This is a genomic window from Leifsonia sp. 21MFCrub1.1 (assembly GCF_900107895.1).
In the GTDB taxonomy this organism is placed as follows: domain Bacteria; phylum Actinomycetota; class Actinomycetes; order Actinomycetales; family Microbacteriaceae; genus Leifsonia; species Leifsonia soli.
Map to the genome: position 1 here is coordinate 1232488 of NZ_LT629867.1, position 13775 is coordinate 1246262.

The window sequence follows — 13775 nt, forward strand, 5'->3', positions numbered from 1 at the left end:
ATCCGGGTCGGGCGGTGCGCGGTGGGCGAAGGATCGACTCATCCGATCCGACCGATGGAGGTCCAGACATGGAAAACCGGACGACAGAACCCCGCCCCGGCGACACGACCCAGACCGCCGCCGAGCTGCAGCTGGAGTGGGATGCCGACCCGCGCTGGTCGGGCATCCGCCGCGACTACACGGCCGACGACGTCGTCAGCCTGCGCGGACCGGTCCGCGAGGAACAGACCCTCGCGCGCCGCGGCGCCGAGCGCCTCTGGGAGCTGATCCGTCGTGAGAGCACCGCGGACGACCCGCGCTGGGTCGCCGCGCTCGGAGCCCTCACCGGCAACCAGGCCGTTCAGCAGGTCCGCGCCGGACTCGAGGCGATCTACCTGTCCGGCTGGCAGGTCGCCGCCGACGCGAACCTCGCGGGCCAGACGTACCCCGACCAGAGCCTGTACCCGGCCAACTCCGTCCCGGCCGTGGTCCGCCGCATCAACAACGCTCTGCTGCGCGCCGGCCAGGTCGAGGGCACCGACGGGCCGGTGGCCGACTGGATGGCGCCCATCGTCGCCGACGCCGAGGCCGGCTTCGGCGGCCCGCTCAACGCCTACGAGCTGATGCACGCGATGATCCAGGCGGGCGCGGCCGGCGTGCACTGGGAGGACCAGCTGGCCAGCGAGAAGAAGTGCGGGCACATGGGCGGCAAGGTGCTCGTGCCGACCGGCCAGCACATCCGCACCCTCAACGCTGCCCGGCTGGCGGCCGACGTCGCCGGCGTGCCCACCATCGTGATCGCCCGCACCGACGCCCTCGCCGCGACGCTGCTCACCAGCGACCACGACGAGCGCGACGCCCGCTTCCTGACCGGGACGCGCACGGCCGAGGGGTTCTACGAGGTCGAGAACGGCATCGCGCCGGTCATCGCCCGCGGGCTGGCGTACGCGCCGTACGCCGACCTGCTCTGGGTGGAGTCGGCCGAGCCGGATCTGGAGCTCGCCCGGCGCTTCGCCGAAGCGGTGCACGCGGAGTACCCGGACAAGCGCCTCGCCTACAACTGCTCGCCGTCGTTCAACTGGCGCCGCCACCTCGACGACGAGACGATCGCCCGGTTCCAGCGGGAGCTCGCCGCGATGGGATACGCCTTCCAGTTCATCACGCTGGCCGGCTTCCACGCCCTGAACCACTCCATGTTCACGCTCGCCCGCGACTACGGGCGGCGCCACATGAGTGCCTACGTCGATCTGCAGGAGGCGGAATTCGCCTCGGAGAGCGACGGCTACACCGCCACCCGCCACCAGCGGGAGGTCGGCACCGGCTACTTCGACCGGGTCGCGACCGCGCTCAACCCCGACAGCGCGACGCTCGCCCTCACCGGCTCCACCGAGGAGCACCAGTTCTGACCCCTCCCGCGCCCCACCATCCGCTCCTGGTTTTTCGCCCGGCACGCCGTGGCGGAGCGGAAAAACTCAGGAGCTGCGGGCGGCGCACGACACCACGACGACAAGGAAGAACGACATGATCGAGATCACCGGGCCGCGCGACGACGCGACCGACACCATCCTGACGCCGGAGGCCATCGCCTTCGTCGACCACCTGCACCAGGCGTTCGCCGCCCGGCGGCAGGAGCTGCTGGCCGAGCGCCAGCGCCACCGCGCCGAGGCCGGCAACGGCCGCGACCCGCGTTTCTTGAGCACGACGGAGGCGATCCGCGACGACCGCACCTGGCGGGTGGCCGGAGCCGGGCCCGGGCTGGAGGACCGCCGGGTCGAGATCACCGGCCCGACCGATCCGAAGATGGCGATCAACGCCCTCAACTCGGGAGCCCGCGTGTGGCTCGCCGACCTGGAGGACGCCACCAGCCCGACCTGGGCGAACATCGTCGGCGGCCAGCGGACGCTGCACGACGCGGTGCGCGGCCGCCTCGCCTTCACCAGCACGGAGGGCAAGGAGTACCGGGTCACGACCCCGTTCGAGCACACGCCGACGATCGTGATGCGCCCCCGCGGCTGGCACCTGGTCGAGAAGCACCTCGCGTTCACCGACCGGGCCGGGCGCACGGCACCGGCCAGCGCCTCCCTCACCGACTTCGGCCTGTACTTCTGGCACAACGCCGCGGAGCTGGTCGCGAACGGCCGCGGACCGTACTTCTACCTGCCCAAGCTGGAGTCGCACCACGAAGCTCGGCTCTGGAACGACATCTTCGTCTTCGCGCAGCAGCGCATCGGGATGCCGGTCGGCACCATCCGGGCCACGGTCCTGATCGAGACCATCCCGGCGGCGTTCGAGATGGAGGAGATCCTGTTCGAGCTGCGCGATCACTGCGCCGGTCTCAATGCCGGCCGCTGGGACTACATCTTCTCGATGATCAAGACGTTCCAGGGCCGCGGCCGGCGGTTCGCGTTCGGCGACCGCGACCGCATCACGATGACCGTCCCGTTCATGCGCGCATACACGGAGCTGCTGGTCGCCACCTGCCATCGGCGCGGGGCGCATGCGATCGGAGGGATGAGCGCCTTCATCCCCAACCGCCGGGATGCGGAGGCGACCGAGCGGGCGCTGGCCCGGGTCGCCGACGACAAGCGGCGCGAGGCCGGCGACGGCTTCGACGGCACCTGGGTCGCGCATCCCGACCTCATCCCGACCGCGCTCGCCGAGTTCGACGCCGTGCTCGGGGACCGGCCGAACCAGGTGGACCGCCTGCGGGACGACGTGCAGGTGAGCGCGGACGATCTGCTCGACGTGCGCGGCGCGGACGCGACCGTGACGGACGCCGGGGTGCGCTCGAACGTGTCCGTCGCGCTGCGCTACATCGAGGCGTGGCTGCGCGGCACCGGGGCGGTCGCGATCGACGGCCTGATGGAGGATGCGGCGACGGCCGAGATCTCGCGCTCGCTGCTGCGGCAGTGGATCGACAACCGGGTCGTCACCGCCGAGGGGACGGCCGTGGACCGCGAGGCCGTCTCGCGCATCCTGGAGGAGGAGCTCGCTCGCCTGGGTGCCGTCGCCCCCGCGGGCGATCGGTTCGCGGACGCGGCGGAGCTGCTTCGCGAGGTGGCGCTGGGGGAGGAGTTCCCGACTTTCCTCACCATCCCGGCGTACGCGCGCTACCTGGCCGACACACCCGACGCGTCCTCGCAGGAGCTCCCCCTCGCCGGATGACGTCCCGACCCCGTCGAGTCCGCGAACTTTGCACACATCCGCCGCGTGTCGCGTGCAAAGTCTGCGGACTCGACGGGGGTGGGAGGTCAGGGGTGGTGCTCGAGGTACTGCCGGAGCACGGTGGCGTGGTTGAGTTCGGGGTCGCGTGCGCCGACGAGCAGCGTCACCGTCGGATGCGTCCGGCCGAGCTCGCGCAGCGCATCCACCGCCGGATTGCCGTCCAGCTCCGTCTCGTACCGGTGGCGGAACTCGTCGAACACCTCCGCTTCATCCGCCGGACTCTGATGGAACCAGCGGCGCAGCTCTGTCGACGGGGCGACCTCCTTGAGCCACTCGTCGATGTCGGCGCGGGCTTTACTCACGCCGCGCGGCCAGAGCCGGTCGACGAGCACCCGGAAGCCATCGTCGGCCGCGGGCGGATCGTAGATGCGTTTCACCGTGAACACGGGATGCCTCCTTCGGCCGGAGCGTGCGGGTGCGGTCGTTCTGGGGCCAGTGTCGCGCGCAGCTCAGCCGGTGGCCAGCAGCGCGTCGGTCTCGGCGGCCGTCGGCGCCGTCGCCGGGCCGCGTCGCGTGACCGCGATCGCGGCCGCCGCGTTCGCCCGCCGTGCGGCGTCGAGCGGTGTGGCGCCGCGGGCCAGAGCCGCCGCGAGGACGCCCCCGAACGCGTCGCCCGCACCCGTGGTGTCGACCGCGTCCACGGGGAAGGCCGGCAGGTGCGCGGGCGCGGGGTCGTCGGTGGCGACCCAGCATCCGGAGGAGCCGTCGCGGACGACGGCGACCCCGCCCTCCCGCAGCGAGCCGCGGAGCGACCCGGCGGCCGGGGCGGGATGCGCGTGCGCGCGCAGGAGGCGCGCCTCGCGGGCGTTGGCGCTCAGCACGTCGGTGCGGCGCAGTGTCGTCTCCAGAAGCTCCGGGTCGAGCGCTCCGACCAGCGGGGACGGATCGAAGACGACGCGCGTCTCCGGGCCGAGCGCCGTCAGCCAGCCCGCGACGGCCGGTCCGGATCCGGGATGCGCGAGGCTGTAGCCGGAGACGTACACGACGTCCGCAGCGCGGGGCTGGACGGCATCCAGGTCGGCGCGGCTCAGCATCCCCTCGGCGCCGGGGGCGGTGACGAACGTGCGTTCCGCCGCGCTGTCGACGAGGACGACGCAGTAGCCGTTGTCGACGCCGTCGAGCGGCGGGTTCGCGACCGAGATGCCCTCGCGCCAGAGCGCCTCGGCGACGACCTCGCCGAAGGGTCCGCTGCCGGAACGGCCCGCGAACACGACGTCTGCGCCGTCGCGGGCGGCGGCGGCCATGACGTTGAAGCCGCCGCCGGCAGCCATGCCCGCCGAGGAGGCCAGGACGTCGCCGCCGCGCTCCGGCAGGGCATCCACCGTCAGGAGGAGGTCGACGACGACCGTCCCCGTGAAGATGAGGCGTCCGTCAGCCATGTCGCCTCCGCAGCTCCAGCAGTCCGTCGACCAGGGGTTCCAGGTCGAGCGCGTTGACCCTTCGGACCGTCTCGATGGCCGTGCGCGGCCACGTGGCGGCTCCCGTGGCCCCGAGCACGGCTCCCGCCATCGCGCCGATGGTGTCCGTGTCACCGCCGAGCCCGGCGGCGCGGCAGAGCGTGTCCCAGGCTGCGTCCGGCTCGGGATGCGCCGGTTCCGCCCCCGCGACGGTCACGGCGACGAGCGCGAGGGCGGCGACCACGGACTCCTGCGCGGCGACCGACGTCCCGACGACGTCGGCGATGGCGTCGTCCTGCTCTCGCGGCGGCAGGCCGAGGAGGAAAGGGATGGCCCACTCCAGTCGCGCGGCGATGTCGCCTCCGGCGACCCAGTGGCCGCGCCTGGCGCCCTCGCGTGCGGCGGCGACCGCCACATCCAGCGCCTCCGGGGTGTCGGCGCCGTCGATGCCGGCGCTCACCGCGGCGCCGACCGCCGCGGCGCTGGCGATGCCGATGCCGGTGTTGTGGGTGAGGGCGCTGACGGACACGACCGCATCGACGAAGCCGCCGAGCGGCTCGACGGGCACGGCGATGCCGACCGGCGCGATGCGCATGGCGGCGCCGTTGGTCGCTCCGAACCGGCCGGCCTCTTCCGGCGGCATGCCGTCCTGCAGGCGCTGCAGGGCGGCGCGGGTGCTCGGGCCGAGCAGGTCGAGCGAGCCGCGCGACTCCATGGCGCGCTCCCAGGCGAGCAGCTCGCCGGCGAAGACGGCGGGGCGGACCGTTCCGCCGCCGTCGATGAGGAGGCGCGCGAGCAGCACGGCCTGCTCGGTGTCGTCGGTGATGGAAGCCGCCGGCATCCCGGCCGCGATCTGCTGGTGCGGGCCGGCGGCGACGAACCCGCGGAGGGTGCCGTGGTCGGCGGCGATCCGCTCGCGCGCCATCGACTGGGTGGGCATGCCGAGGGCGTCGCCGAGCGCCAGGCCCTGGAACGCGCTCAGGGCCCGGGCGCGCGCGGTGTCTCTCACAGCGGCGCCAGGAGCGCCCCGCGCAGCCGCTCGCTCAGGTCGGGCGGGACCTCGACGCCGACGCCCAGCGCCTGGATGGCCCGGCTGAAGTAGTTGCGCGCCGCGGCGGCCAGGGTGATGTCGACGATCTCGCGGTCCGTGAATCCGAGGTCGCGCAACCGTCCGGCGTCGTCGGGGGTCATCGTGGAGGAGTCCGTGCTGAGGCGCTCGGCGTACTCCATCATCGCGACCTCCGCCTCGCTGAGCCCGGCGTTGTGGTAGTCGCGGGCGATGCGCTCGAGCTCGTCCTCGTCCATGATCGTGAGGGATTTGCGCCCGTGCGCGAGGCGGCACTGCTGCGACCGGAGCGCCTGGGCGGCGGCGAGGGTGACGAGCTCGTACCGCCGCTTGCCGAGCGTTGGCACGATCGCGTGGACGAGATCCTCGAACGCGTGGAACGCCTCCGGGTTCGTGCTGAGCACGCGGGTGTACTCGGGGACGTAGCCGAGGTCGTCGAGGTCTTCGGCGTACAGCTCGGCGACGGCGCCGGTCGCGTCGGACGGTTCGGGGCTCTCGATGATGGACACGGCGGTCTCCTCCCGTGAGGTCCGTCTCATTCTCACGCGCGCCGATCCCTGCCGTCGAGTCCGCGATCTTTGCACGCGCCTCGCCGGGCGGGCGTGCAAAGATCGCGGACTCGACGGCGGGGTCAGTGGGCGAAGGCTCCGGCTTCGGCGGGGGAGTCGGCGGGCTTCCGGAGGAAGAACGAGCCGGCGACCGCGAACAGCGAGATGATCGCGCCTGCGAAGAACGCCGCGCGGATGCCGCCGGCCTGCGCCGCATCCACTCCGGCCCCGCCCGCGGCCAGGGCCGTGCCCTGCAGCGTCAGCACCGCGATGAGGAGGGCCGTGCCTGCGGCTCCGCCGACCTGCTGGATGGTGCCGAGGATGGCGCTGCCGTGCGAGTAGAGGTGCGGCGGCACGGCGCCGAGACCGGCGGTGAAGAGCGGCGTGAACATCATCGCGAGCCCGAGGCTCATGACGACGTGCGCGGCGATGACGAGACCCACCGGCGTGTGCTCGGTCACCATCGTGAGCGACCACAGCACCAGGCTCACGAGGATCGAGCCGGGGACGACGAGCACCCGCGGGTCGAACCGGTCGTACAGGCGGCCGACGAACGGCGCCGCCAGCCCCATGATCAGCCCGCCCGGGAGCAGGATGAGCCCGGTCGAGAGCGTGTCGAGGTGCAGCACGTGCTGGAGGTACAGCGGCAGCACGATGATGACGCCGAACATCGACGCGGTCGTGATCGCCATCAGCACGATCGAGATCGTGAAGATCGGGAACCGGAACGTGCGCAGGTCGAGCAGGGCCCGATCCCGGCGCTGCAGGAGCAGCTGGCGCGTGATGAACGCGGCCAGACCCAGCACGCCGACGATGAGCGACCCCCACAGCATGACCGGGCTCGCGGACGCGGCGCCGGACTCGCCCGAGAGCGTCAGGCCGTAGACGAGGCCGCCGAACCCAAGCGCCGAGAGGATGACCGACAGCACGTCGATCTTCACCTTCTCTGTCTCGGTCACGTTCTCGACGAACTTCATGCCGATCAGCAGCATGATCAGGGCGATCGGCAGCACGATCAGGAAGATCCACCGCCACGGCAGGAAGTTCAGGATGAGGCCGGAGATGGTCGGGCCGATGGCCGGGGCGACCGAGATCACGATCGAGACGTTGCCCATCGTCCGTCCGCGCATGGCCGGAGGGACGAGCGTCATGAGCGTCGTCATCAGCAGCGGGATCATGATCGCCGTGCCCGACGCCTGGACCACGCGGGCGGCCACAAGCACCAGGAATCCGGGCGCGAGCGCCGCCGACAGCGTGCCGAGGGAGAACAGCGACATGGCGGCGATGAACATCTGCCGCGTCGTGTACCGCTGCAGCAGGATGCCCGTGATCGGGATGACCACCGCCATCGTCAGCATGAAGGCCGTCGACAGCCACTGCGCGGCGAGCGCGTCGACGTGCAGGTCGTCCATCAGCTTGGGGATGGCGACGGTCATGATCGTCTCGTTGAGGATCACGACGAACGTGGCCGCGAGCAGCAGCCAGATCACGCGCTGGTCGCGCGGGGCGATGCGCGGCGCGGCAGCGGGCGTGGCCGGCTGCCCGATGGCGCCGGCATCGACCGAAGGCACAGGTGAGGTCTTCTCAGTCACCGGTACAACCTATCGGTGACCACCGACGCTCGGGGTGTCCGCGACCCGAACTGTGGATGAGTTCGCTGACCGCAGAACGGGGGAATAAATCGCGTCCGACGCCGTCCGGCCGCGCCTATCCGCCGAGCCCCGCCACGGCCCGCACCGCCTCGCCGACCGCCGGCGCCACGGCGGCGAGCTGACCCGCCGTCACCTCCGGCCCCCACGAGAACCGTACGGCCGTCCGGGCGACGTCCTCCGGGTAGCCGAGCGCCAGCAGCACGTGGGAGGCGTCCTCGCTGCCCGCGGCGCACGCCGATCCGCTGGACGACACGACACCGCGCCGTTCGAGTTCCAGCAGCACCGCCTCCCCGTTGATGCCGGGGAAGACGAACGAGGCCGTGCCGGGGAGCCGCGACGTGGGATGCCCGGTCAGGGATGCGCCCGGCGCCTCAGCGAGCACGGCCGCGACGAACGCGTCGCGTGCTGCAGCAGCGGCCGTCGCACGCTCCTCCAGACCGGAGGCGCTGAGCCGCGCTGCCGTCGCCAGCGCCACCGCCCCGGCCACGTTCTCCGTTCCCGACCGGCGCCCGCGCTCCTGGCCGCCGCCGTGGATCACCGGCTCCAGCGGGATGCGCCCCTTCACGTACAGCGCGCCGACGCCCTTCGGCGCTCCGAGCTTGTGGCCGGAGACGCTCAGCGCATCCACTCCCAGCGTCCGCACGTCGAGCGGCAGCCATCCCGCCGCCTGCACCGCGTCGGTGTGGAACGGGATGCCGTGCTCGTGCGCGATGGTGCTGAGCACGGCGATCGGCTGCACGGTCCCGACCTCGTTGTTGGCGAGCATCACGCTCGCGAGGGTGGTGTCGGGCCGGAGCGCCGCGGCGAAGGCCGCCGGGTCGACCAGCCCGTCCCGGCCGACCGGGACGATCGTCGCTTCGAAGCCGTGCAGCCGGACGAGGTGGTCCACCGATTCCAGAACGGCCTCGTGCTCGATCGGCGTCGTCACGAGGTGGCGTCCGCGCGGATTCGCCAGCGCGATGCCCTTCACGGCGAGGTTGTCGGCCTCCGTCCCTCCCGAGGTGAAGGTGACCTCGGATGCGCGGCAGCCCAGCCACTCCGCCACGGCCGCGCGGGCGTCGGCCAGGCCGCGGGCGGCGGACTCGCCCACGGCGTGGTGGCTCGACGGGTTGCCGAAGTCGCCCGTCAGGTAGGGCCACATCGCCTCCAGCACCTCCCGGCGGACCGGGGAGGTGGCGGCCGCGTCGAGGTAGATCACTCCACCACCACGTCCAGTCCGAGGTCGAGCGACCGGACGCTGTGGGTCAGCGCGCCGGACGAGATCACGTCGACACCCGTCTCCGCGATGGCGCGGACCGTCGCCAGGCTCACGGTGCCGCTCGCCTCCACGATGGCGCGGCCGGCGATCAGGGCGACGCCCTCCCGCAGCTCGTCGACGGTGAAGTTGTCGAGCATGATCGTGTCGACGCCGGCCGCGAGCACCGGCTCGATCTGGTCGATGCGGTCCACCTCGACCTCCAGGTGGGTGGTGTGCGACAGCTGCTCGCGCACGCGCAGCAGGGCCTCCGTCACCGAGAGGCCGCTCTCGGCGGTCAGCACCGCGAGGTGGTTGTCCTTCGCCATGACGGCGTCCGACAGCGAGTAGCGGTGGTTGTGGCCGCCGCCCGCACGGACCGCGTGCCGCTCGAAGGCGCGCAGGCCCGGCGTGGTCTTCCGCGTGTCCACGATGCGGGCGGAGGTGCCGGCGACCTCGGCGACGAAGGCGGCGGTCTGCGTGGCGATGCCGCTCATCCGCTGCACGAAGTTGAGGGCGACCCGCTCGGCCTGCAGCACCGAGCGGGCCGGTCCTTCGACCGTCGCGATGGCGTCGCCGGTCGCGAACGTCGCGCCGTCGGGGATGTGCACGGTCACGGCGATCGCCGGGTCGGTCAGCGTCATCGCGGCCGCGAACACCTCGCCGCCCGCGAAGGTGCCCGGCTCGCGCGCCACCAGGCGCGCCGTCGCCCGTGCCGTCTCGGGGATGAGCAGCTGGCTGGTCACGTCTCCCCACGGCGCATCCTCGACGAGGGCGGCCTGGACGACGGTGTGGATGAGCGGGCGGGTCAGCATGCTGCGGGAACCTCGAGACGGGTCGGCTGGGGGAGCAGGACGGTGTGGGCGGGCTCTCCGGAGCCCGGGAGCGGGAAGTCGGAGCGGAAGTGCGCCCCGCGCGACTCCTCGCGGGCGAGCGCCGCGGCGACGACGAGGCGGGCGAGGGTGAGGAGGTTGGCATCCTCTCCGGAGGACGGGGTCGCGTCGAGGGCGGGCATCGCGGTGGCGGCGAGCTCGTCGGCTGCCTCGGCGAGACGGGAGCCGTCGCGGTGGACGCCGGCGGCCTCCCACATCAGCGCGCGCAGCCGGCCGCGGTCGAAGGCGCGTGCGGGATGCGCGACGCCGGTGGAGCCCGAACTCGACCGAACGGCGGCCCCGGAGGCATCCGCCTGCACGCGAACCGCCTCCTGCGTCCACGCCGGAGGCTCGGCCCAGGGGGCGTCGATCGCGCCGGCGGCGCGGTGGGCGAACACGAGGCCGTCGAGCAGGGAGTTGGACGCCAGCCGGTTGCCGCCGTGGGCGCCCGTGCAGGCCACCTCGCCGACGGCGAACAGCCCGGGGACGCTGGTGCGCCCCTCCGCGTCCGTCACGACGCCGCCCATCGCATAGTGCGCGGCGGGAGTGACCGGGATGGGGCGGCGCGCCCAGTCGTGGCCGGCGGCGCGCGAGGCGGCGTCGATCGTCGGGAACCGTCCGGCGAGGAACTCCGCGCCCAGCGCCGTCGCGTCGAGCAGCACCGGGCGGCCGCCCTGCGCGGCCATCTCGACCGCGATGCCGCGGGCCACGACATCGCGCGGCGCGAGCTCGGCGTCGGGATGGACATCGAGCATGAAGCGCTCGCCTGCTGCGTTCCGCAGCACGGCGCCCTCGCCGCGCACGGCCTCGGAGACCAGGAACGCGCCTGCGCCGTCGCCCGCCGCGCCGTCGTCCGCCGCGCCGTCGTCCGCACCGCCCTGCAGCGCGGTCGGATGGAACTGGGTGAACTCCAGGTCGGCGAGCAGGGCTCCCGCCCGCCAGGCCGCCGCCACGCCGTCCCCGGTGGCGACCGACGGATTGGTGGTGTGCGCGTAGAGCCGGCCCCAGCCTCCCGTGGCCAGCACCACCGCGTCGGCCTCGATGGTCAGCGCCTCGCCGTCGACGGTCAGCGACACCCCGGCCGCCCGGCCGCCCTCGACGATGACGTCGCGGAGGAACGCCCCTTCGACGACCGGGATGCGTGCCGCCGTCACCGCGGCGACCAGCGCGCGCTCCAGCTCGGCCCCCGTCGCATCCCCTCCGGCGTGCAGCACCCGGGCCGACGAGTGCGCCGCCTCGAGCCCGCGCGCGAGCGTATCGCCGTCCCGGTCGAACGCAGCGCCGCGGGCGATCAGCTCGCGGACGCGGTCCGGACCGTCGGTGCAGAGCGCCTCCACGGCCTCCCGGACGGCGAGCCCGGCTCCGGCGCGGAGGGTGTCGGCGATGTGCGCGTCGACCGAGTCGTCGGGGAAGAGCGCCGCGGCGATCCCGCCCTGCGCGTACGGGGTGCTTCCGGAGGCGACGGACGTCTTGGTGACGACCGTGACGTCGTGGCCGAGCGTGTGCGCACGCAACGCCGCGGTGAGCCCGGCGATGCCGCTCCCGACCACCACCACGCTGCTCATGTCAGGCCGCCATCGTGGTGTCGGGCCGGGCTGCCAGCATCCGCTCGAGCGCCACCCGGGCCGGCTCCGCGACCGACGCGGGCACGCTCACCTGGTTGACGACCTCGCCGCGGACGAGCCCCTCGAGCACCCAGGCGAGGTAGCCGGGGTGGATGCGGTACATCGTCGAGCACGGGCAGACGACGGCGTCGAGACAGAAGATGGTGTGCTGCGGGAACTGGGCGGCCAGCCGCTGTACCAGGTTGATCTCGGTGCCGATCGCGAAGGTCGAGCCGGCGGGCGCGGCCTGGATCGCCTTGACGATGTAGTCGGTGGAGCCGTACTCGTCTGCCGCATCCACCACGTCCATCGGGCACTCGGGGTGCACGATCACGCGGACGCCGGGGAACTCGGCGCGCGCGTGCTCGATCTGACCGACGGTGAAGCGCTTGTGCACAGAGCAGAAGCCGTGCCACAGGATGACCTGGGCGTCCTGGAGCGTCTGCGCGTCCGTCCCGCCCCACGCCTTGCGCGGGTTCCACAGCGGCATCCGCTCGACGGGGACGCCCATGGCCTTCGCCGTGTTGCGGCCCAGGTGCTGGTCGGGGAAGAACAGGACGCGCTGCCCGCGCTCGAACGCCCACTCCAGCACGGTCGCGGCGTTGGAGGAGGTGCAGACGATCCCGCCGTGCTCGCCGCAGAACGCCTTCAGCGCGGCCGACGAGTTCATGTAGGTGACCGGGATGACGGGGACGCGGCCGTCGGCGTCCGGCTCGGTGCCGTACAGCTCCTCGAGCTGCTCCCAGCACTCCTCGACCGAGTCGAGGTCGGCCATGTCGGCCATCGAGCAGCCCGCGGCCAGGTTCGGGAGGATGACGCGCTGCTCCGGCCGCGACACGATGTCCGCCGTCTCCGCCATGAAGTGGACGCCGCAGAAGACGATCGTCTCTGCCTCCGGGCGGGCCTTCGCGGCGTTGGCGAGCTGGAAGGAGTCGCCGACGAAGTCCGCGTACTGCACGACCTCGTCGCGCTGGTAGAAGTGGCCCATCACCGCGACACGGTCGCCGAGGGTCTCCTTCGCGGCGCGGATGCGGTCGCCGAGCTCCTGCGCGGTCGCGGTGCGGTACTCCTCGGGCAGCTCGCTCTGGCGGGGGGCGTTCGCCGGGATGGGGTCGCCGAGCGACGCGCCGGGGCCGTAAGAGGGGGCGGCGGCGTCGAACGTCCACGGCGCCTCCACCAGGTCGGGGGTGCAGGTGTCGCCGTCGAGCTGTCCGGCGGCGATGAGCCGGATGGTGGTGTCGACCGAAGCGATGGTCATGCGTTTCTTCCTTCGAACGGGTGCTGCTGGCGGGGGAGCGGCCCCGCGTCGGCGAGGTCGATCTGGTCGTTGTAGCGGTACAGCCGCGGCGGGCGGTGCGGGGTTCCGGTGAGGTACTCGTCCGTGGCGACGACCGCGCCGGAGGCCTCGATCGTGCGGCGGAAGTTGGCGGGATCGAGCGCCCTGCCCAGCACGGCCTCGTGCACGCCCCGCAGCTGGGCCAGCGTGAAGCGCTCGCCGAGGAAGGCGTGGGCGATGCGGGAGTACTCCATCTTCGTGCGCAGGCGCCAGAGCGCGTACTCGACGATCACGTTGTGGTCGAACGCGAGCTCGGGGAGGTCGTCTGCGGGGAACCAGCGCACGTTGTCGCCGACGCTCGCGCGCTCGGCCTCCTCGCTCCGGACGAGCGCCCAATAGACGACGGAGACCACGCGCTCGGCGCCGGGGGAGCGGTCGGCATCGCCGAAGGCGTAGAGCTGCTCCAGGTAGCTCGGCGTCAGGCCCGTCGTGTCGCTGAGTGTCCGGGCGGCGGCGAAGGCGAGGTCCTCGCCGACCCGGAGCGGCCCGCCGGGCAGCGCCCAGCGTCCCTCGAACGGCTCGCGGATGCGGCGCACGAGCGGCAGCCACACCTGGGGGACGCCGCCCGTCTCGTCGTCGGTGCGAAGCGCGAAGATGACCGTCGACACGGCGAGGATCGCACTCGCGCGTTCGTGCCGTGCCGTCATGCTCCACTCCCGTCCACCTAAAGGTCACCTTGACTCTAACGTCCTGCCCATCTTAGTGTCACTGCGACCAAAACGCGAACATCCCTGAACACCGCCGCTGATTCGTCACGAATAAGCGCCATTCGTGACGAATGGCGCCCATTCGTGACGAATGGCGCGAGGAGCGAGGCGCGCACGGGACGGCGGGAGCGGATATGCTGGCCGGACAACCGAAT

The 13775-nt window shown here is 72.7% G+C and carries 12 protein-coding genes; 2 read left to right on the plus strand and 10 right to left on the minus strand.

The genetic code is table 11. The features are described 5' to 3' along the window. Nucleotides 1–68: 68 nt before the first annotated feature. Both aceA and aceB read left to right on the plus strand, forming a co-directional pair. Nucleotides 69–1385, plus strand: a complete 1317-nt coding sequence (aceA, locus tag BLW09_RS05820) for an isocitrate lyase (protein ID WP_089909686.1) — start codon at nucleotides 69–71, stop codon at nucleotides 1383–1385. A gap of 115 nt (nucleotides 1386–1500) precedes the next feature. Beyond that, nucleotides 1501–3144, plus strand: a complete 1644-nt coding sequence (gene aceB / locus BLW09_RS05825; protein ID WP_089909688.1) for a malate synthase A — start codon at nucleotides 1501–1503, stop codon at nucleotides 3142–3144. An 86-nt stretch (nucleotides 3145–3230) separates the two neighbouring features. On the opposite strand, the gene BLW09_RS05830 is transcribed toward aceB, so the two are convergent. The 10 genes from BLW09_RS05830 to BLW09_RS05875 form a co-directional block, all read right to left on the minus strand. Then, entirely contained in the window at nucleotides 3231–3590 is a 360-nt protein-coding gene (locus BLW09_RS05830) for a DUF488 domain-containing protein (RefSeq protein WP_089909691.1), read from the minus strand. Nucleotides 3591–3653: 63 nt separating this feature from the next. Continuing rightward, complete coding sequence (locus BLW09_RS05835; protein ID WP_089909694.1) at nucleotides 3654–4583, minus strand: PfkB family carbohydrate kinase; 930 nt, start codon at nucleotides 4581–4583, stop codon at nucleotides 3654–3656. Continuing rightward, nucleotides 4576–5610 (minus strand): ADP-ribosylglycohydrolase family protein, encoded by a 1035-nt coding sequence (locus tag BLW09_RS05840; protein WP_089909696.1) that lies wholly within the window; start codon nucleotides 5608–5610, stop codon nucleotides 4576–4578. The genes BLW09_RS05835 and BLW09_RS05840 overlap by 8 nt, the downstream gene beginning before the upstream one ends. After that, complete coding sequence (locus BLW09_RS05845; protein ID WP_089909699.1) at nucleotides 5607–6176, minus strand: carboxymuconolactone decarboxylase family protein; 570 nt, start codon at nucleotides 6174–6176, stop codon at nucleotides 5607–5609. The genes BLW09_RS05840 and BLW09_RS05845 overlap by 4 nt, the downstream gene beginning before the upstream one ends. Before the next feature lie 122 nt (nucleotides 6177–6298). Continuing rightward, nucleotides 6299–7786 carry a DHA2 family efflux MFS transporter permease subunit gene (locus BLW09_RS05850; RefSeq protein WP_089909702.1) on the minus strand — a complete coding sequence of 496 codons (1488 nt, stop codon included), beginning with the start codon at nucleotides 7784–7786 and terminating at the stop codon, nucleotides 6299–6301. 136 nt (nucleotides 7787–7922) lie between these two features. Continuing rightward, a complete protein-coding gene (locus BLW09_RS05855) occupies nucleotides 7923–9065 on the minus strand; it encodes a cysteine desulfurase family protein (RefSeq protein ID WP_089909705.1) in 1143 nt (380 codons plus the stop codon). Next, on the minus strand, nucleotides 9062–9916 hold the full coding sequence (nadC, locus tag BLW09_RS05860; RefSeq protein ID WP_089909708.1) for a carboxylating nicotinate-nucleotide diphosphorylase: 855 nt from the start codon (nucleotides 9914–9916) through the stop codon (nucleotides 9062–9064). Before nadC ends, BLW09_RS05855 begins: the two co-directional genes overlap by 4 nt. Then, nucleotides 9910–11538, minus strand: coding sequence for an L-aspartate oxidase (gene nadB / locus BLW09_RS05865; RefSeq protein ID WP_089909711.1), 1629 nt, complete (start codon nucleotides 11536–11538; stop codon nucleotides 9910–9912). The genes nadC and nadB overlap by 7 nt, the downstream gene beginning before the upstream one ends. Nucleotide 11539: 1 nt before the next feature. After that, on the minus strand, nucleotides 11540–12835 hold the full coding sequence (gene nadA / locus BLW09_RS05870; RefSeq protein WP_089909714.1) for a quinolinate synthase NadA: 1296 nt from the start codon (nucleotides 12833–12835) through the stop codon (nucleotides 11540–11542). Further along, nucleotides 12832–13560 carry an NUDIX hydrolase gene (locus BLW09_RS05875; protein ID WP_089909718.1) on the minus strand — a complete coding sequence of 243 codons (729 nt, stop codon included), beginning with the start codon at nucleotides 13558–13560 and terminating at the stop codon, nucleotides 12832–12834. The genes nadA and BLW09_RS05875 overlap by 4 nt, the downstream gene beginning before the upstream one ends. Nucleotides 13561–13775 lie beyond the last annotated feature (215 nt).